Source organism: Polymorphospora sp. A560, assembly GCF_045781765.1.
GTDB lineage: Bacteria > Actinomycetota > Actinomycetes > Mycobacteriales > Micromonosporaceae > Polymorphospora > Polymorphospora lycopeni.
This window is the reverse complement of record NZ_CP122282.1, coordinates 1,200,890-1,219,458: the sequence shown is the minus strand read 5'-3', so window position 1 is coordinate 1,219,458 and position 18,569 is coordinate 1,200,890. Positions and strand designations below refer to the sequence as shown.

The following is an 18,569-nucleotide window of genomic DNA, read 5'->3' as shown; positions in this document are numbered from 1 at the left end:
GTGGAGCCCCTTCGGGAAGTGCGTCAGGGTTCCCACGGTAGCGGTCCGCCCGCCCCACCCGCAGGCCGTGACGCCCGATGCCCCACAGATGCCTCACAACCACACCACACACGCCGTGGGTTCCAACCGCCCAAACCGATTTCCTTGAACGCAGCCGGGCCGGCGGTGCCGGACTGTCTCTCGCTTCCCGTCGCCGGTCCAGCCTTCCAAGCAGCAGATCGATCGCCGCATCCCGCCAAGAGAAGGTGTCGCCCCGTGCCGTTCAAGGAACCCGTCCGCAAAACCCTGCGCGCCCAGTGGCTCGGCTACCTCATGCGCGAGCTACGCCGCGAGCGCGGTGTCACGCTCAAGGAGGCCACCGAGTACCTGAACCGTGACCATTCGGCCCTGGCCCGGTACGAGCGGGCGGAGTGGCCGTTCAAACGCGACGACGTGATGTCCCTGCTCGACATCTACGGCGTCGACGACCCCGACCGCCGGGCGAGGATCCTGAAGCTGTCCGAGGAGTGCTGGCGCACCGGGGAGTGGGATCTCGACTACGCCGACGAACGCCACAACCGCGGCTACGTCGACCACGACTGGCTCGAAGGACACGCACCAGCATCAACGTCTACGCCACCCACCTACTCCCCGACCTGCTCCAGACCCCCGCCTACACGGCGCACGTCATCCAACTGCGGGAGCGGACGAAGAAGCGCACCGAGCACCAGGGCCGGCTCGTGGACAAGCTTGTCGCCCGGCAGCGGGCGTTCGAGGCCCGCACCAACCGCCTCAACGTCGTCATCGACGAAGCCGCCCTCCAGGTGAAGACGCCCGACCCCGACCTGATGCGCGAGCAGCTCGCGCACGTCGCCGCCCTCGCCCAACGGACCCGGATCAACATCCAGGTCATCCGGTCCGAGGTGAACATCGCCGCTCGGGCGTGGGGGCCGTTCGAGGTGTTCCTGATGCCGGACCCGTACCCGGAGGTCGGATACCTCGACAACGTCGCCGGCCGCATCTACGTCGAAACCCCACACAGCAAACGCTTCGTCCTCGCCTACGAACAACTCCAACAAGCCGCCCTCAACCTCGGCGACTCCATCAAGGTCATCCGGCAGGCGGCCGAGCAGGCATAGCCGCCAAAGGCGGCCGAGCAGACACTCAGGGCGCGAGATCGATCAGGCGCCGGCGGGGACCGGCCTCGCCCGGTACCCGCCACACCGCCTCGTTCGGCCACTGCCGGACCAACAGCTCGATGTTGGTGGTGGCGATCGGCGCCCGGACCGGTCGACGGGCCAGGTCTCCGAGAAGGTGCTCCTCGTGGTCGGCGTCGCGGGCGACGAGCAGGACCGCGCCTACGGGTACCGCCGGGTCGGTCCGGCGGTACCCGGCCAGCAGCACGTCCAGGCCGGCCGTGCGCTGCTCCTCCTCGCTCAACAGGCCACTGGGCCGGGCGTTGTCGACGTGGACCAGGAACCGCAGACAGCGGCCGTCCTCCAACCACACCCCGAAGCCGTCGGCGCGCAGATACGCGAGGCCGTGCCCGCGTAGCCACACCGACGTGTCCATCGTGGTCAGCCACTGGAACAGCTCGCACCGGCCCGGATTCTGCCGCGACGCCTCGATCAACGGCAGGAACAACAGCCCGTCCGCCTCGCTCCACCGCCGCCGCCCCAGTTGCAACGGCACCGGCCGCCCCGACGCCGCCAGGTCGCGGCCGACCAGATCAGCGCCCTCAGCGGTGACGTCGTACCACCAGGTGTGGGTACGGTCCTCGTCGGACCGTCGCCGCTCCACCAGCCCCAAGCCGTGCAGCCGCGTCAGATCCCGGTGCGCGGTCAACCGCGGCACCCCGACGGCCACCGCCACCTCCACCGTCGTCGCGGTCCCGTGCAGCGCCAGAAACGACAGGATCCGCCACTGCCGCGACGTCAGCCGGCGCGAGACAGCCCGATCCCCCATCCACCAATGATCCACCGACCGCCTACGGACCTCCACAGGCGAACACGTTCTGTAGTCGCCGCCCCGGGCGATGGACTCAACCCCGAATACCGGCGCCCCGGCGGATCACGCCACCGGAACAGCCACCACAGGCCGCCCCGGCGGCTCCACAAAGCCCCCGCATCTCCCAATCGGGCTTTGTCAGAGGTTTTCCATGATCATTGTTCAACAGATCAGCCGAAGAGACGAAGACGAAAGTAGTAAAAGAAACAAAACGACGCCGGCCATTTGATCTTCAAAACAACCGCCCACCACGCCCACACGGGCCACCCCAGACGCCAGAACGGGCACTACCGACGGCCTCGACGGCCCCATGGCGCGACCCGCACACCAACGAATCCAACTACCCTGCGTCACCAACAGCAGAATCGGGACGCCGACAGAATACCGGACATACCAGGCAAAACCGCGAACCCGCTCCCGAGCACCCACCGAGCACCCAGCCCCGGACCCAAAACATGAAAAAGGCTCTGATCTGGTTTGAATCCCAGCTCAGAGCCTTGATCGTTGGTGCGCCGCCAGGGACTCGAACCCCGAACCCGCGGATTAAGAGTCCGCTGCTCTGCCAGTTGAGCTAGCGGCGCTCTCTGACAACGGGGGAAACCCTAGCACGCTCACCCGGGCCCCTTCCAACCAGTTCGCCTCCCACACCATCCGTGTGGTTGACGTGACACCGCCACCCGGTCTGGCACCGTGTCTGCGGGGCACGCGCCCTTTCCTCCGTCGTGCACGATGTGCACAGCGACGAGTGAATCGGGGTTGTAATGGGCAGGGTCTGGCGGTTCGTGGCCGTACTGGCGGTGGTCGCGCCTCTGGCGTTGACCGGGTGTGCGGGCGACGACAAGCCGCGGTTCGGCAGCGCTCCCTCCGGTGCGGCGCCCACCTCCGCTCCCCCCGTGCCGTTCGAGTTCTCGGTGACGCCGGCCGCCGACGCCAAGAACCTGCCGATCAGCACGGAGGTCGGCACTCTGGTCAAGGGCGGGACGGTCACCTCGGTGACGCTGACGGAGACGGGCGGCACGAAGCAGATCGAGGGCGCGTTGCGGGACGACCAGTCGTCGTGGGTGCCGGCGAGCCCGTTGAAGTACTCGAAGTCCTACACGGCGACGGTGACGGCGACGAGTGCGGCCGGACAGGCCGAGACGAAGACGACGACGTTCACGACGATGGCGAAGTCGGGTTCGACGACCGGCACGGGCCTTTACCTGTTCGACGACCGCGAGTACGGCGTGGCGATGCCGGTGGTGGTCGAGTTCCATCCGGGGGTGAAGAAGGAGGACCGGGCGGCGGTGCAGCAGCGGATGTTCGTGAAGACGGATCCGCCGCAGCCGGGTGCCTGGCACTGGGTGGAGAACGGCACGCAGGTCTTCTACCGGGCGCCGGAGTTCTGGCAGCCGGGTACGACTTTGTCGGTGCGGATCGCGGTCGGCGGGCATCCGACGGCCAAGGGCCGGTACGGCGACATGGACCGTAAGGCGACCGCGAAGATCGGCGGGAAGCTGGTGATGGAGGTCGACAACGCCACGAAGCAGATGTCGGTTTTCAAGGACGACCAGTTGATCAAGACGATGCCGGTCAGCCTGGGTAAGCAGAGCACTCCTTCGTCCAGCGGCACGATGATCGTGATGGAGAAGAAGGAGGAGACGGTCTTCGACACGTTCGCCGAGTTGGGGCCGGAGTTGGGTTACCGGACCGATATCCAGTTCGCGCAGCGGCTGACCTGGGGTGGCGAGTACATCCACGCGGCGCCGTGGTCGGTTGCCGACCAGGGGCGGCGCAACGTCTCGCACGGGTGTGTGAACCTGGCGACGGACAACGCGCGCTGGTTGTTCCAGCAGACCAAGATCGGCGATCCGGTCACCGTGAAGGGCACCGAGCGCAAGCTCCAGGCGGGTAACGGCTGGACGGCGTGGGACCTGACCTGGGAAGAGTTCGTCAAGGGCAGCGCGTTGCCGGTGGCGGCCGATCTCGGCCCGCGGACGGCGGAACCGGGTGCGACGCCGACGGTGGCCGCAGGCTAAATTCTTCGCGGGCGCCGCACACAAAGCGATCGACCGGTAAATCGGGTTTTGTCCCGATTTGCCGGTCGACTTTTTGGTGCTTCTCGTCTCGGCATGAAACCGGGACTTGCCGCTTTCCGTCTCTGAGAGACGATGGTTGTCGAGAGCGACTTTTGTGAGGGAGCCATGCGACCGAACCGAATGCAGCGGACACAGCACGCCCGTCGGGCGCTGGCGGCGGCCGTACTCGTCGGGGCGGTGGCACTGACGTCGGCCTGCTCCGGCGGCGGCAACGGCCCCTCGTGGCAGGGCGGGCAGCAGCAGGAGCAGGGGCCCAAGGCGACCGCGGCGATCACCGTGCCGGCCGCCGACGCCACGGACGTGCCGGCGTCGACCGAGATCACCTTCACCACCGAGGGCGCCACCCAGAGCACGGTCGAGCTGAAGGACGCCGCCGGCGAGGTCGTGGAGGGCGCGCTGACCGCCGACGGCAAGAGCTGGCTGCCGTCGGGGCAACTGGCCTACGCGACCGCCTACACGGCGACGGTGACGGCCACCGGCGACGACGGCAAGCCGGTGACGGCCAGCCACTCGTTCACCACCATGGCCAAGCCCGCCAACCAGGTGCGGGTGACCAGCTTCATGGGTGACAACCAGGTGGTCGGGATCGCGATGCCGCTGATCCTGCGGTTCAGCCGGGCGATCCCGGAGGACTACCGCGACGACGTGCAGCGGCGGCTGACGGTGCGCACCGAGCCGGCGCAGGAGGGCATCTGGAACTGGGCCAGCCCGACCGAGGTCCGGTTCCGCCCGAAGGAATACTGGCAGGCGAACACCAAGCTGTTCTACAAGGCGCAGACCGGTGGCCTGCCGATGGGCGACGGCTGGTACGGCCGGGCCGACCTGACCATCGACGCCAAGGTGGGTGCGGCGGTGGAGATGGTCGTCGACAACGCGTCGAAGAAGATGACGGTGACCAAGGACGGCGCCGTGATCAAGACGATCCCGATCAGTCTGGGCAAGCAGAGCACCCCGTCGTCGAGCGGCACGATGGTCGTGATGGAGAAGCTCAAGGAGACGGTCTTCGACACCTTCGACGAGCTGGGCCCGGAGGAGGGCTACCGCACCGACATCGAATACGCGCAGCGGCTGACCTGGGGTGGCGAGTTCATCCACGCGGCGCCGTGGTCGGTGGCCGACCAGGGGCGACGCAACGTCTCGCACGGTTGCGTCAACATGTCGAACGAGAACGCGAGCTGGCTGTTCAACCAGACCCGGGTCGGTGACCCGGTGACGGTCAAGGGCACCGAGCGCAAGCTCCAGCTCGGCAACGGCTGGACCGACTGGAACGTGAGCTGGGACGAGTACGTCAAGGGCAGCGCGCTGCCGTACGAGCCGGCGACCGACACCCCGGCGACGCCGGACACGAGCGCCACGCCGGGCAACTGAGCGAAGCGAAAGGGCCGGTCAGGAGATCCTGACCGGCCCTTTCGACCTACTGGGGTGACCGAGGGGACTTGAACCCCCGACATCCGGGACCACAACCCGGCGCTCTACCTGCTGAGCTACGGCCACCATGCAACCGGTTCCGTGAGCGAGGCTCGCGGGACGGTGCCGCACAATGATAGCCACACCGGTACCCCCGCCGTCGAGTGGGTTCCGGCGCGCCGCGCCGGCCCGTCCCCGCCGGGCAACCGGGACCCTGCCGGGCCGGGACCGGACCCCGCCGAGCCGTGACCGGACCCGGCCGAGCACGACCGGACCGGGCCGAGCAACGCCCGGACCCGGCTGAGCGACAACCAGCCCCCGGCCGGCCTCAGAGCTCGGCGGCGATGGCCTTGGCGGTCTCGACGTCGGGGCCGGGCAGCGGAACGAACAGGGTACGGCGGTAGTACTCCAGCTCGCGGATGCTCTCCCGGATGTCGGCGAGCGCCCGGTGGGCGAGGCCCTTCGGCGGCTGCCCGAAATAGACCCGGGGGTACCAGCGCCGGCACAGCTCCTTGATCGACGACACGTCGATCATCCGGTAGTGCAGGTAGCCGTCGAGGCGGGGCATGTCGCGGGCCAGGAAGCCGCGGTCGGTGGCGATGGAGTTGCCGCACAGCGGGGCGGTCCGGGGCTCCTTGACGTACGTGCGGACGTAGTCGAGCACCATGTCCTCGGCCTCGGTGAGGCTCACCGCGGAGCGGCGTACCTCCTCGGTCAGGCCGGACTTCTCGTGCATCGTCCGGACGATGTCCGGCATCGCGTCGAGCACCGCGTCGTCGGCGTGGATCACCACGTCGACACCCTCGCCGAGGACCGTGAGGTCGGGGTCGGTCACCAACGCGGCGACCTCGATCAAAGCGTCCCCACCGAGATCGAGCCCGGTCATCTCACAGTCGATCCAGACAAGAAGATCACGCACTGGAACAGCCTACGCCCCGGCGTGGCCGGTGTGCCTCGACGTGGCGCACCGCGCGGCGCCCGGCGACGGACGCGGCCGGGCGACTGCCGGCACCGCGCCGTCCGGGTGCCGTTGATGGCCTAGGGTTGCCGACGTGGCAGCCGCACCACCCACCGCACGGATACCGGTCGACGACACCGCCGGCAGCGGCCGGACAGTCCGCCGGATCGCCGCCGTCACCGCCGTCACGACAGCGGCCGCCACCTTCCTCGCCTGGTACGGCAACCGCCACGACTTCTTCGATCTGCGGATCTACATGTCGGCGATGCGGTGGTGGAACGAGGGGAACCCGCTCTACGACTACCGGCAGCCGGATCCGGTGCAGGGCGAGTTGTACTTCACGTACCCGCCGTTCACGGCGCTGTTGCTGCGGCCGTTCGCGTGGCTGCCGCTCGGCGCGACCTTCGCGATCTTCTCGCTGCTGACGCTGGTCGCGGTCGCGGTCACCACCTGGTGGCTGGTCGGGCCGGCGGCGGACCGGCGGGACCTGCCGCGCTGGTTCGTCGCCGGGCTCGCGGTGCCGCTGGTGCTGGTGATCGAGCCGAGCCGGGAGACGCTGGCGTTCGGCCAGATCAACATGCTGCTGATCGTGCTGATCCTGGCCGACCTGCTGTTCGCCGTACCGCGCGGTTCGCGGTGGGCCGGGGTCGGCGTCGGGCTGGCGACGGCGCTGAAGCTGTTTCCGGGGATCTTCATCGTCTTCCTGCTGGTGACCCGGCGGTGGCGGGCGGCGCTGGTGGCCAGCGTCACGGCGGCCGTGGCGACCCTGCTGTCGGCCGCGGTCACGCCCGGCGACTCGTGGCGGTTCTGGACGCACGAACTGTGGGCCACCGACCGGGTCGGCCGGCTCGACTACACCGCCAACCAGTCCCTGCTGGGCATGCTCAGCAGGTTCACCGCCCCCGAGGCGGCCAACCGGGTTCTCTGGATCGTCCTGGTGCTGGCGGTGACCGGGTTCGGGCTGTGGCGGGCGGCGCGGGCGGTGTCGGCGGGGGTGGACCCGATCGCCGGCCTGACGCTGGCCGGGCTGGTCGGCGCGCTGATCAGCCCGATCTCCTGGTCGCACCACCTGTTCTGGCTGGTGCCGGCGATGATCGTGCTGGTCGACGCCGCGCTGCCGGTACCCGGCGGCGGGGGTTCGCGGTGGCGGCCGGGTTACCTGGTGGCGGCCGGCGTCGTCTTCGCCGCGTCGGTGTACGGCGTCGTGTCGTTTCCGGTGTGGGGCAACGATCCGGTGCCGACGAGTTCGGTCGGCGAGTTCCTGCTGCGGAACCTGTTCGTCCTGGTCTCGCTGCTGCTGCTGGTCGGCCTGCCGGTGCGCCGGCACGGCGGGACGCTCGGCTGGTAGCCGGGCAGGAGAGCCCGCCCCTACCACCCGCCAGGCAAAACGGACAGATCTAGCTAGTCACACCTTTCGCCCGTAATGTGGCGCTCAGCGGACGAACTTCTCTGCACCGCTCCCCCGGTGAGGGCGGCCCCGCGCGTCGGCAGCGCGCGGGGCCGCCCGCCGTACGGACGCCGTCAGGCGGCCGGCGGCGCGCCGACGCGCCGGGTACGCGCGTACGCGAGCCCGCCGAGAACCAGGCCGGCGAGCCCGGCGACGAGACCGGCGATGCCCCACGCGTTCGACCCGCCGTCGCTGGTGCCCGACGCCGGGACCGCCGCGGCACTGACACCGGCCGACGGGGTACCTCCCGCCGGGGCGCCGTCCGCCGGCGCGGCCGCCAACCGCAGCACGGGAGCGGGGCTGGCCGGTTCCTCACCGCCGGCCGCCGCCGGCGGGTCGATCCAGCGGACCACGTTGCCGTCGGAGTAGGTCTGGAGCGCCCGGAACACCATCTGGTCGACCTCCGGCAGCGGGCCGGCCGAGACCGGGAACTCCTGGAACTCGCCCGGCTTGACGCCCGTGTCGTCCGACGACGCCGTCCAGGTGATCTTCGCAACCGCCTCGGTCACCTGGCTGCCGTGCACCTCCAGCGGCGGGTTGACGGCCCGCTTCTCCACCGCGACCGTCCACCCCGGCACCGGCATCGTCGTCACCGACGCCACCGGCGCGTCCTCGGGGAAGAACACCTCCACCTTGGTGGTGGCCGCCTCGTCGCTCTCGTTCGGCACCCGGAACGCCAGCCGGGCGTACCCGCCCTGGTTGGCCTCGTTCGGGTTGACGGTGATGTGCGCCGCCGCGGGTGCGGCGAACCCGAGCACGGCGCCGACGACCGCCCCCAGGGTGAGGACCGCCGCGGCGGTCACGGAACGACGAAGACGGGTCATGAACGGGACCTCTCTACGTGACGGGCACGGTGACCGTCACCGTGTCCTGGTCGATCTCGGATATCCGGACCGTGACTCGCATCTGCCAGTCACCGGCGGCCGGCAGGCGGATCTCACCGAAGGCGTGGTTGTCGGTCAGCTTCAGCAGCGCGATGTCGATCGGCTCCACCCCCTGGTCGGGCAGCGCGATCGTGGCCCGCCACTCCACCACCGGCAGCGGCCGGTTGTCGAGGGTGTAGGCGTACATGTGCAGCGAGTTGTTGCCCCGGGCGGCCGGGTCCATCTCGATCTGCAACGAGTAGATCGAACTCGTCGCGGTGGTCGTGAAGTACTCCACGCCGCCGTCCGCGCCGCCGGCGACCGCCGTACGGGCCGGCGTCGTCTGGACCAGCACCGCGCTGACCGCCAGGATGATCGCGGCGATGCCGAGTTCGAGCCACACCGCCTTACGCATCCGGCCCGGTTCCTCCGGCGCGGTCCGTCGTTGAACCAGCCTGCGGGCGAACGCCGCCACCGCGAGCACCACGGCGAACAGGACCACCTTGGCGATGATCAACTGCCCGTACCTGGTGCTGATCAGCGCCTGCGGGGTGCCGACCTCCAGCAGCGCCTGCACCACACCGGCGAGCAGCAGCGCGCAGACCGCGAACGTCGCCCACCGCGACCACACCGGCAGGATCGCGCCGAGTTCCCGGTCGTCGGCCTGCCGCAGCAGGAACGCCACCAGCATCACCAGCCCGCCCAGCCACACCGCCATCGCGGCCAGGTGCACGGCGTCGACCACCACCGACACCGCCGGCACCAGGGCGGCCGCCGCGTGCCCCGACAGCGGCCAGGTCAACAGCGCGGCACCGCCGAGAATGCCGAGCAGCACCTGGTCGCTGCGGGTCGCCCGGCCGTCGCCGTGCAGCAGCGGCCACAACAGGAACGCCGCCGCGAGCAGGATGCCGAGCCGGACCAGGTGGACCGTGCCGTACAGGCTGCCGAGCACGTCGCCGAGCGCGGCACCGCTGCCGTCGAAGATCCCGCCACCGTTGGTGTACGGCACCTGCAGCCAGATCGCCGCCAGCGCCGACACGGTGATCAGGCCGGCACCGGTCCAGACCAGCCGGGCCGGCCCCGCCCGCGACAGCCGCTGCGGCCACAGCAGCATCAGCACCAGCACCGGGCCGACGACCAGCAGCAGGCCGGTGTACCCGACGTACTTGGCGACCGGGATCGCGGCCGCGACGACCGGATCGGCGCGGTCGCTGCCGTCGTCGGTCGGCGGCTCCGACGGGTTGCCGACCGAGTAGGTGAAGGCGCCGCTGACCGGATGGCTGTCGGCGGAGATCACCCGGTAGCTGACCAGGTAGGTGCCGCGCGCGCCGCCCTGGTCGACCGGGATCGTCACCACCGAGCCGTTGAACGCCGGCTCGCCACGGTCGACCCGCGCCCCGTCCGGGCCGATCACCCGGATCTTGTCGGTGACCTTGCGGACCGACTCGCTGAAGGTGAGCACCACCTCGGCCGGGGCGGTCGGCACCACCGTCTCGGCGACCGGACTGGTGCTGCTGAGTACGGCGTGCGCGTACGCCGGGGTGGCCGGGACGAGCAGCGTGGCGAGGGCGGCGACCAGCACCGCCAGCAGGGCCGCGCACCGCCTCGGGGTCGCCCGGCGCGCCGGGGCCGACGACGTCGTGGGCGGCGACGGCAATCGATGATCTGCGGCAGTCATGTCGGACATGCTCGCCGACCGGGCCCGTTCGACGCGAGTCCGGACACCCATCACCTCCGAAGATCGACTGATCCGCGACCGGCGGATCAACGCGACATCAGCAGGTAGTCGGACGGCCACCCGGAATAGTTCCCCCGCACGCGGGAAACTTGCCCGCGTTCTGGCCGGGCTGGTGACCTTTGGCCCTACGGCCGGTAGTAGCCGCGGCCATACCGTCTGACGCGGCGGACGGGCGCGACGGAGATCACGCCCGCGAGCCCCGCCGTGGCCACCGGCGGACGACCGTCAGGACGGCAGGTGAGCGTGACCGTGAACACCGTGGGCGAGACCCGCCGATCCGCCGTCCTGCCGTGGATCGGCACCGCCGTACGGCTCGGGCTGGCCGCCGTGTGGCTGCTGGCCGGCGCCAGCAAGGTCGGCGACCTGGCCGCCTCCGGCCGCGCCGTCGCCGCGTACGAGGTCATGCCGTACGACGTCGCGAAGATCGTCGGCGCCGCACTGCCGTTCGTGGAGATCACGCTCGGCGTACTGCTGCTCCTCGGGGTGGCGACCCGGCTCGCCGCCGCCGTCTCCGCGGCCCTGCTGGTCGTCTTCGTCGCCGGCATCACCTCGGCCTGGGTCCGCGGCCTGACCATCGGCTGCGGCTGCTTCGGCACCGGCGGCCAACTCCCCGCCGGGCAGACCCCCAGCTACGGCCCCGAACTCCTGCGCGACCTCGGCTTCCTCGCCCTCGCCGGGTTCCTGCTGGTCAGGCCACACACCCGGATCTCAGTCGACGCCATGGGCGCAACCCGCCCCGAGGAGGAGCAGTGAGCAGCAGAGCCGGACAGAAACGGGCGGCGAAGGTGGTCCGCCAGCAGATGGCCCGGGAACGGCGCCGCCAGCGCACCCTGTGGACGTCGGTCGTCGCCGTCGCCGCGCTGGTGATCGCCGGAATGATCGGCTGGGGCGTGTTCGCCAGCCAGCGGGCCGACGAATACCACGCCCCGACCGGCGCCACCGCCGACGGCAGCGGCATCGCCGTCGGCACCGGCCCGGTCACCGTCGACGTCTACGAGGACTTCCTCTGCCCCGCCTGCCGGCAGTTCGAGACCCAGGTCGGGCCGGTACTCGACCAACTCGTCGCCGACGGCCGCATCCGCGTCGTCCACCACCCCGTCGCCTACCTCGACCGCGCCTCCACCACCGGCTACTCGAGCCGGGCGTCGGCCGCGGCCGGCTGCGCCGCCGACGGCGGCAGGTACGGCGAATACTCGTCGGCACTGTTCGAACGGCAACCGGCCGAAGGCGGCGCGGGCCTCAGCACCGACGAACTGATCCGCATCGGCGGCGGCGTCGGCCTCGACGAGGACACGTTCGGCACCTGCATCCGCGACGGTAGGTTCAGGTCGTGGACGGAACACGTCACCGACCTCGCCAGCGAGCGCGGCATCCGCGGCACCCCGACGGTCTTCGTCGACGGCCAGCCGGTGCAGAACAGCGTCGACGCGATCCGGGCGGCCATCGACGCCACCGGACGGTGACCCGCCCGGCCGCCGGAACCGTTCCGGCGGCCGGCCACCGCCCCAGGGCGGCGGCCCTGCTGATCGCCGCCGTCACCGGACTGCTCGCGGCACTCGCCCTGGCCGGCCCGGCCCGCGCCCACGGCGCCGACACCCCCGACGGCACCGACCACCGGGTCCGGATCACCGGCGTCACCCCGGCCGTGCCGGGCCTGACCGTACGCACCATCGAGGCCGGCGCCCGGCTGGAACTGACCAACCACACCGGCCGCGTCGTCGAGATCCCCGGCTACGCCGACGAGCCGTACCTCGAGATACGGCCCGACGGGACGTACGAGAACCTCAACTCCCCCACCACCTACCGCACCCGCACCCTCGCCGGCGACACCCCGGTCCCGGCCGGCGTCGACCCGACCGCGCCACCCCGCTGGCAGCGCACCGGCACCGACCCGGTCGCCCGCTGGCACGACCAACGCACCACCTGGCTCGCCGCCGACCCGCCCCCCGGCGTACGCGCCGACCCCACCCGCGAGCAGCGGGTCCGCGACTGGACGGTGCCGGTACGCCTCGCCGGCACCACCGTCACCGTCACCGGCACCCTCGACTGGGTGCCGCCACCCGACCCCTGGGCGTGGTGGGCCTGGATCCTGCTCGGCACCGTCACCATCGGCGCGCTCGGCATCCTGCCCGGCCGCCACGCCCCCGCCGCCACCGGCATACTCGGCGCCCTCTGTGTCGTCGGCGGCGGCTGCGCCGTCGCCTTCGCCGTCGCCCGCGAACTCGACGCCGGCACGACCGGTGCCGGCGCGATCCTGATCGGCCTGCTCGCCAGGCACGGGCTGCCCCTCGCGGTCGGCCTGTTCGCCGTCACCGTCGGCGGCCGCGTCCTGCTCCGCCGGTCCGCCACCGACTTCGCACTCGTGCTCGCCGGCCTCTTCCTGGCGATCTTCCACGGGGCGGTCAACGCCGGCGTACTCGCCCGCGCCGTCGCCCCCGCCCCCTGGCCGGCGACCTGGGCCCGGCTCGTCATCGCCGTCGCGGTCGCCGTCGGCGCCGGGGTCGCCGCCGCCGGCCTGCTACGGATGCACTCGGCGGCCCGCCGGGCGCCGCGCCGGGCCACCGAACCCGACGACGCCGGCAGCCCGTCGACCGGTGGGCCGCCCGGCGGCGACACCCCGGCACCGGACATCCCCGCCGACGCCGGCTACGCCAACGCCTCCTGAGCCGACGCCGGCCCCGCGGGCGGCCGATCCCGGGCGGCGAGCTGCGCCGCCGCGAGCGCCGGATCGAAGCCGTACGGCAACTCCAGCCGGTGCCGGGCCAGCAGCTCGGCATCGGCCAGCAGGTCCACAGTCGCCCCGTCGGCCACCACCCGCCCCGCGTCCAGGATCACCGACCGGGCGCACAACTCCATCGCGTACGGCAGATCATGGGTCACCATCAGCAGCGTCACCGGCAGCGCCCGCAGGATCGCGGCCAGCTCCCGCCGAGACGCCGGATCCAAGTTCGACGACGGCTCGTCCAGCACCAGGATCTCCGGCCGCATCGCCAGCACCGTCGCCACCGCCACCCGCCGCCGCTGCCCGTACGACAGGTGGTGCGGGACGCGGTCCCGGTACGCCGACATCCCGACGGCGGCCAGCGCCTCGTCGACCCGGGCCGACAACTCCGCCCCCCGCAGCCCCAGATTGGCCGGACCGAACGCGACATCCTCGGCGACCGTCGGCAGGAACAACTGGTCGTCCGGATCCTGGAAGACGATGCCGACCCGGCGGCGAATCTCCGCCAGCGTGGCCCGGTCGCGCCCGACGGCCAGGCCACCGACCGTGACCGTACCCGCCCCGCCGTGCAGCACCCCGTTGAGATGCAGCACCAGGGTCGTCTTGCCGGCGCCGTTCGGCCCCAGCAGCGCGACCCGCGCCCCACGCGGCACCCGCAGGTCGACGCCACGCAGGGCGACCTGACCGTCGGGGTACGTGTAGTCGAGGCCACGCACCTCCAGCGAAACCGGCCCGGTCATGACAGCAGCACCGCCGTGACACCGACGCCCGCCGCGACGGCCGGGACCGTCGCCGCCAACAGCCACTGCCCCGCCGACGCCACGCCCGCACCCGCCGGCGGCATCCGGCCGGAGTAGCCGCGCGACAGCATCGCCAGATACACCCGCTCCCCGCGCTCGAACGCCCGCAGGAACAGCGCGCCGATCCCGGCCGCGAAGCCCCGCAACTGCCACAGGAACCTCGGATCGTCGCCGCGCGAGATCCGGGCCACCCGCATCCGGCGGGCCTCGCCGACCAGCACGTCCAGGTAGCGGACCATGAACATCGCGATCTGGGTCACGATCCGCGGACACCGCAGCCGGTCCAGGCCGACGATCAGGTCCCGGCTCGTCGTGGTCGCCGCCAGAAGCAACGACACGAGTACGCCGAGCGTCCCCTTGACCAGGATGTTCCACCCGCCGAGCAGCCCCTCCACCGACAACCCCAGCCCCAGCCAGGTGACCCGCTCGCCGGCCCCGACGAACGGCAGCACCAGCGCCAGCAGCACGAACGGCGTCTCGACCAGGGCCCGACGGGCCAGCCAGCCGGCCGGCACCCGGCCCACCGCCGCCACCACCGCGACCAGTACGGCGTATCCGCCGAAGGCCCAGAACACCTCGCGGGGCGTGGCCACCACGACCAGCGTCACCGCCACCGCCGCCGCGATCTTCACCTCGGGTGGGAGCCGGTGGAGCGGGCTGTCCCGGTCGAGGTGCAGGACGTCCGCGGACCAGCCGGCCATCCCCGCTCCCGCCCCGGCTACGCGCGATCCGCCGGACGCCGGCCGCGGACCAGCCAGAACAGCCCGCCGCCGACGGCGAAGGTGAGCAACACCCCGGTCGCCCCGGCCACCGCCGTCGCCAGGAAGGGGTTGTCGACGCCCCGCAGCCCGTAGTCGGCCAGCGGGCTGCCGGCCCACTCGTGGTCCTTCGCGTTGCGCGCCATGCAACTGCCGCCGGTGATCTCCTCGTCGGCGTTCAGGGTGCAGCCCTTCGTCGACGCCGAGTCCAGGCCGTCGGGCGAGCCCGAGGCGAAGTTGCTGACCACCCCGGCCAGCAGGAGGGCGACCAGCAGGCCACCGAGGACGAACCAGCTTCCCCGCCTCACGCCGCGCCTCCCACCGTCGAAGCCGTCGCCAGCCGGCCGCCGCGCAGGGCGTACACCAGATCCGGCCGGGTCTTCGCGACCGTCACCACCGTCGTCGCCGCGATGATCCCCTCACCGACACCGATCAGCAGATGGGTGCCCGTCATCGTCGCCGCGATCGCCCCGAGCCCGTAGTCCACGAGCTCCGTCGTACCGCCGAGCGCGTACTGGAGCACGAAACTCGACGCCGCCGCGACCACGCTGACCACCGACGCCAGCAACGCCGTCGCCGCCAGCCCCGCCGCCGTACGCGGCAGCACCCGCAACAGCAGGACGATCAGCCCGTACGCCGCCGCCGTACCGACCAGCGCCATGTTGAAGATGTTCGGCCCCAGCGCGGTGATCCCGCCGTCGGCGAAGACGAGCGCCTGCACGACCAGCACCACGGCGACGCACAACGCACCCACCCACGGGCCGACCAGCAACGCCGCCAGCGCCCCGCCGAGCAGGTGCCCGCTCACCCCCGGCAACACCGGGAAGTTGAGCATCTGGACCGCGAAGATGAACGCCGCCACCAGGCCGGCCATCGGTGCCAGCCGGTCGTCGAGATCCTGCCGCCCCCGCATCACGCAGAAGACCAGTGCCACCACCGTGAGCACGGCGTAGGCGATCGAAACCGGTGCGTCGAGCACCCCGTTGCCGATGTGCAGAGCCAGACCGTCCATGGGCTCCTCCCGACCAGCGCGAAAGCCCGGTACGCGGTGCCGGTGCGCCGCGCGTACAGGCGACTCCCAGAGTATTTCGGAACATAGGCAGTTGCCAATACCTTGCAACTAGCCCGTTCGTGGATGCCCGGCCCGGCACCGCCAACCGGGACCGGACGGGCGATAGGGTTCGGGTCATGACCGCAACGGCACGCCTCGCTCCCGGCGATCCCGCACCCGAGTTCGAACTGCCGACCGACACCGGCGAGACGCTGTCCCTGAACGAGCTGCGCGGCCGCAAGGTCGTGCTCTACGTCTACCCCTCCGCGATGACCCCCGGCTGCACCAAGCAGGCCTGCGACTTCCGCGACTCGCTCGCGTCGCTCCAGGCCGCCGGCTACGAGGTCGTCGGCATCTCCCCCGACAAGCCGGCCAAGCTCGCCAAGTTCCGCGAGCGCGACGCGCTCACCTTCCCGCTGGTGTCCGACCCCGACAAGGCGGTGCTGACCGCGTACGGCGCGTTCGGCGAGAAGCAGCTCTACGGCAAGACGGTCACGGGGGTGATCCGATCCACTTTCGTCATCGACGAGGACGGAAAGATCATCAAGGCGCTCTACAACGTCAAGGCCACCGGCCACGTCGCCAAGCTGCGCCGGGATCTCGGCCTCGACTGAACCTGCCGATTGGCGCTCGTGTTCCACTTCGCCCTGCCGTCTAGCGTCGGGGACGTGGTGAAGTACACGAAGCAGGTACTCGCGGAGGCGGTGGCGGCGAGCCACAGCATGGCCGGGGTGTTGCGGCACCTCGGCCTCCCGCTCAACGGCGGCTCCCACGCACATCTACGGCGTCGCATCGACATCCTGGGCATCGACACCTCGCACTTCCTGGGCCGGGCGCACAACCGGGGCCGGCGGTCCCCGCGCCGACTGCGTCCCGAGGAGGTGCTGGTCCTGCGGGCCACCGACCGGCGACGGGCGCATCCCGAGGTCCTGCGGCGGGCACTCGTCGAATCCGGTGTCCCGCTCAAGTGCCAGGCGTGTGGCATCGGATCGGTGTGGAACGACCGCCCGCTGACCCTGCACGTCGACCACGTCAACGGCGAGTTCTGGGACTGCCGGCCGGACAATCTGCGGTTCCTGTGCCCCAACTGCCACAGCCAGACATCGACGTACGCCGGCCGAAACCGCCGGCCGTCCACCAGATCGGCCGCCTTCGCGACCCGGGACAGCGGCCCCTGCGGCGATCGACCGGACGACGACGCCGTCCGGGACATCATCGACCGGGTAGATCACGGTGATCTGACGGTCGTGGCGGCGGCCCGACTGATCGGATGCCACCGCAACCACTTCTACCGGCTCCGACGGCGGCTGGCCGAAGCCGGCTCGCTGGTCATCAGGCGGGGCGGGCCACGCTCGCGCACCGTCGCGCAGCGGGACCGGATCATCGCGCACGCGCTGGCCCACCCGGGCGAGGGGCCGAAGGCGATCGCCCGCCGGTTACGCGTGCTCGATCCGGCCGGCGCCGTCAGCCACGGCACGGTATCCAGCATCCTGCGCGAGGTGGGCCTCAACACCGTCGCCGCCCGGCGCTCTAGACTCTTGGCGTCGGCGGGAGTGGCGTAACGGCAGCCGCGGCAGGTTTAGGTCCTGTTGTCCGAAAGGACGTAGGGGTTCGAATCCCCTCTCCCGCACCATCAACTCGGCCGTGGCCGACGACACGTCGGGGCCGTCGGTGCGGGGCGGCAGGATTGCGGGCATGGGCCTGCGCTTCGTACTCGACCCCCCGCTGACCGGCGTCCTGCGCGACGAGATCGTCGACCTGTGGTGCACGGTGACCAACACCGGCGGCGCGGTGGGATTCGTGGGGCAGGTCACTCCGGACGACGTGTGGCCGACGGCACGCGCCGAGTTCGCGGCGGTCGACGAGGGACGGGACCGGCTGCTGGCCGGCTTCGAGGGCGAGCGGCTGGTCGCGATGCTGTTCATGACCGACAACAACTTCGTCCTCAAGGACCATTGGCGGATTCTGAAGCGGGTGATGGTGCACCCGGACCGGCAGGGCCTCGGTTACGGTGCGGCGCTGGTCAGGGAGGCGGAGCGGGTCGGTCGGGAGATGGGGTTGGACGCGCTGCACCTGACGGTCCGGGACGGGGCCGGGGTGACGGAGTTCTACGCGCGGTGCGGTTACAAGGAGGTGGGCCGGTTGCCGGGCGCGTTGCGGGTGGCGCCTGGCGACGACCGCGACGAGGTTCTGATGTGGTTGTCGCTGCGCTGAGTCGCCGCGTCCGATGTCCCGGCCGCTGTCCTGCGTCGGGGTCCCGTCGGCAGCCGTCATGATCGTCTGCGGTTTAAGCGTTCAGCGCCCGGCGTGTCGAGTGTCTCAACCGCAGACGATCAAGAGGCGATGGCCACGTACCCGTCAGCGGCCGGGTACTGCGGTTGCGGGCCACAGCGAATTCGGCGTATTGACAGCGAATTCGCTGTGGGGCGCGGCAGCGATCCGCCGCCTCCCCGGCTGACAACCCGTGGCCCTGGGGCACCTGGGCGCGGCTGACGCCGAGCACCGCGGTTCGAGTCAGTGGCAGGTGGCCGGTGGGGTTGAGCCGCTGGCGGCGGGCGCGGTCGGTACGTCCTCGCTGGCGGCCACCGCCGTCGGGGTGGGCTCGACCGTCGGGGAGGGCTCGACCGTCGGGGAGGGCTCGACCGTCGGGGAGGGCTCGACCGTCGGGGAGGGCTCGACCGTCGGGGAGGGCTCGACCGTCGGGGAGGGCTCGACCGTCGGGGAGGGCTCGACCGTCGGGGAGGGCTCGACCGTCGGGGAG

General features: G+C 71.3%; 18 protein-coding genes, 3 tRNA genes and 2 pseudogenes. 13 read left to right on the top strand and 10 right to left on the bottom strand.

Annotation, left to right across the window (positions count from 1 at the left end; all coding sequences use genetic code 11):
* Together QCD66_RS05710 and QCD66_RS05705 are read left to right on the top strand one after the other, a co-directional pair.
* Positions 1 to 468, top strand: a pseudogene (locus QCD66_RS05710) (helix-turn-helix domain-containing protein); the annotation flags it as partial.
* A gap of 56 nt (positions 469 to 524) precedes the next feature.
* The gene (locus tag QCD66_RS05705) at positions 525 to 1,118 is read left to right on the top strand and encodes a DUF5753 domain-containing protein (RefSeq protein WP_375735272.1); all 594 of its coding nucleotides are present in this window, start codon (positions 525 to 527) and stop codon (positions 1,116 to 1,118) included.
* Positions 1,119 to 1,143: 25 nt separating this feature from the next.
* Here QCD66_RS05705 and QCD66_RS05700 read toward each other — a convergent pair whose 3' ends face one another.
* Both QCD66_RS05700 and QCD66_RS05695 read right to left on the bottom strand, forming a co-directional pair.
* Positions 1,144 to 1,944, bottom strand: a complete 801-nt coding sequence (locus tag QCD66_RS05700; protein ID WP_375735273.1) for a MarR family transcriptional regulator — start codon at positions 1,942 to 1,944, stop codon at positions 1,144 to 1,146.
* 547 nt (positions 1,945 to 2,491) lie between these two features.
* A tRNA-Lys gene (locus tag QCD66_RS05695) sits at positions 2,492 to 2,567 on the bottom strand.
* A gap of 180 nt (positions 2,568 to 2,747) precedes the next feature.
* Here QCD66_RS05695 and QCD66_RS05690 point away from each other — a divergent pair.
* Positions 2,748 to 4,004 carry an Ig-like domain-containing protein gene (locus QCD66_RS05690; RefSeq protein ID WP_364217975.1) on the top strand — a complete coding sequence of 419 codons (1,257 nt, stop codon included), beginning with the start codon at positions 2,748 to 2,750 and terminating at the stop codon, positions 4,002 to 4,004.
* Between the two features lie 165 nt (positions 4,005 to 4,169).
* Positions 4,170 to 5,432 carry an Ig-like domain-containing protein gene (locus QCD66_RS05685; RefSeq protein WP_375735274.1) on the top strand — a complete coding sequence of 421 codons (1,263 nt, stop codon included), beginning with the start codon at positions 4,170 to 4,172 and terminating at the stop codon, positions 5,430 to 5,432.
* A gap of 50 nt (positions 5,433 to 5,482) precedes the next feature.
* Here QCD66_RS05685 and QCD66_RS05680 read toward each other — a convergent pair.
* Both QCD66_RS05680 and orn read right to left on the bottom strand, forming a co-directional pair.
* A tRNA-His gene (locus QCD66_RS05680) sits at positions 5,483 to 5,558 on the bottom strand.
* A gap of 241 nt (positions 5,559 to 5,799) precedes the next feature.
* Positions 5,800 to 6,390 (bottom strand): oligoribonuclease, encoded by a 591-nt coding sequence (orn, locus tag QCD66_RS05675; RefSeq protein ID WP_357544229.1) that lies wholly within the window; start codon positions 6,388 to 6,390, stop codon positions 5,800 to 5,802.
* A 133-nt stretch (positions 6,391 to 6,523) separates the two neighbouring features.
* Between orn and QCD66_RS05670 the strand changes: the two genes are divergently transcribed.
* Complete coding sequence (locus QCD66_RS05670) at positions 6,524 to 7,777, top strand: glycosyltransferase 87 family protein (protein ID WP_375735275.1); 1,254 nt, start codon at positions 6,524 to 6,526, stop codon at positions 7,775 to 7,777.
* 173 nt (positions 7,778 to 7,950) lie between these two features.
* Here the strand turns inward: QCD66_RS05670 and QCD66_RS05665 are convergent, their stop codons facing one another.
* A complete protein-coding gene (locus tag QCD66_RS05665) occupies positions 7,951 to 8,700 on the bottom strand; it encodes a YcnI family protein (protein ID WP_375735276.1) in 750 nt (249 codons plus the stop codon).
* 13 nt (positions 8,701 to 8,713) lie between these two features.
* On the bottom strand, positions 8,714 to 10,417 hold the full coding sequence (locus QCD66_RS05660; RefSeq protein ID WP_375735277.1) for a copper resistance CopC/CopD family protein: 1,704 nt from the start codon (positions 10,415 to 10,417) through the stop codon (positions 8,714 to 8,716).
* 297 nt (positions 10,418 to 10,714) lie between these two features.
* On the opposite strand from QCD66_RS05660, the gene QCD66_RS05655 reads away from it, so the two are divergent.
* Genes QCD66_RS05655 through QCD66_RS05645 form a run of 3 tightly spaced genes read left to right on the top strand, consistent with a single transcriptional unit; the run spans position 10,715 to position 13,142 of the window.
* Positions 10,715 to 11,230, top strand: coding sequence for a MauE/DoxX family redox-associated membrane protein (locus QCD66_RS05655; protein ID WP_375735278.1), 516 nt, complete (start codon positions 10,715 to 10,717; stop codon positions 11,228 to 11,230).
* Positions 11,227 to 11,940 carry a DsbA family protein gene (locus QCD66_RS05650; RefSeq protein ID WP_375735279.1) on the top strand — a complete coding sequence of 238 codons (714 nt, stop codon included), beginning with the start codon at positions 11,227 to 11,229 and terminating at the stop codon, positions 11,938 to 11,940. Before QCD66_RS05655 ends, QCD66_RS05650 begins: the two co-directional genes overlap by 4 nt.
* Positions 11,937 to 13,142, top strand: a complete 1,206-nt coding sequence (locus QCD66_RS05645; protein ID WP_375735280.1) for a hypothetical protein — start codon at positions 11,937 to 11,939, stop codon at positions 13,140 to 13,142. Before QCD66_RS05650 ends, QCD66_RS05645 begins: the two co-directional genes overlap by 4 nt.
* On the opposite strand, the gene QCD66_RS05640 is transcribed toward QCD66_RS05645, so the two are convergent.
* From QCD66_RS05640 to QCD66_RS05625, 4 genes are read right to left on the bottom strand one after another with little or no spacing between them, the layout of a single operon-like run.
* Entirely contained in the window at positions 13,124 to 13,939 is an 816-nt protein-coding gene (locus QCD66_RS05640) for an energy-coupling factor ABC transporter ATP-binding protein (RefSeq protein ID WP_375735281.1), read from the bottom strand. The genes QCD66_RS05645 and QCD66_RS05640 overlap by 19 nt on opposite strands.
* Entirely contained in the window at positions 13,936 to 14,700 is a 765-nt protein-coding gene (cbiQ, locus tag QCD66_RS05635; protein ID WP_375735282.1) for a cobalt ECF transporter T component CbiQ, read from the bottom strand. Before cbiQ ends, QCD66_RS05640 begins: the two co-directional genes overlap by 4 nt.
* Before the next feature lie 17 nt (positions 14,701 to 14,717).
* On the bottom strand, positions 14,718 to 15,065 hold the full coding sequence (locus QCD66_RS05630) for a PDGLE domain-containing protein (protein ID WP_375735283.1): 348 nt from the start codon (positions 15,063 to 15,065) through the stop codon (positions 14,718 to 14,720).
* Positions 15,062 to 15,769 carry an energy-coupling factor ABC transporter permease gene (locus tag QCD66_RS05625; RefSeq protein WP_375735284.1) on the bottom strand — a complete coding sequence of 236 codons (708 nt, stop codon included), beginning with the start codon at positions 15,767 to 15,769 and terminating at the stop codon, positions 15,062 to 15,064. Before QCD66_RS05625 ends, QCD66_RS05630 begins: the two co-directional genes overlap by 4 nt.
* A 176-nt stretch (positions 15,770 to 15,945) precedes the next feature.
* Here QCD66_RS05625 and bcp point away from each other — a divergent pair, with 176 nt between their 5' ends.
* The 5 genes and pseudogenes from bcp to QCD66_RS05600 form a co-directional block, all read left to right on the top strand.
* Positions 15,946 to 16,422 carry a thioredoxin-dependent thiol peroxidase gene (gene bcp, locus QCD66_RS05620; protein WP_375735285.1) on the top strand — a complete coding sequence of 159 codons (477 nt, stop codon included), beginning with the start codon at positions 15,946 to 15,948 and terminating at the stop codon, positions 16,420 to 16,422.
* A gap of 54 nt (positions 16,423 to 16,476) precedes the next feature.
* A complete protein-coding gene (locus QCD66_RS05615) occupies positions 16,477 to 17,370 on the top strand; it encodes a hypothetical protein (protein ID WP_375735286.1) in 894 nt (297 codons plus the stop codon).
* Positions 17,356 to 17,441, top strand: a tRNA-Leu gene (locus QCD66_RS05610). Before QCD66_RS05615 ends, QCD66_RS05610 begins: the two co-directional genes overlap by 15 nt.
* A gap of 62 nt (positions 17,442 to 17,503) precedes the next feature.
* Positions 17,504 to 18,022, top strand: coding sequence for a GNAT family N-acetyltransferase (locus QCD66_RS05605; RefSeq protein WP_375735287.1), 519 nt, complete (start codon positions 17,504 to 17,506; stop codon positions 18,020 to 18,022).
* 250 nt (positions 18,023 to 18,272) lie between these two features.
* Positions 18,273 to 18,464 (top strand): annotated as a pseudogene (locus QCD66_RS05600) (hypothetical protein); the annotation flags it as partial.
* Between the last annotated feature and the right edge of the window lie 105 nt (positions 18,465 to 18,569).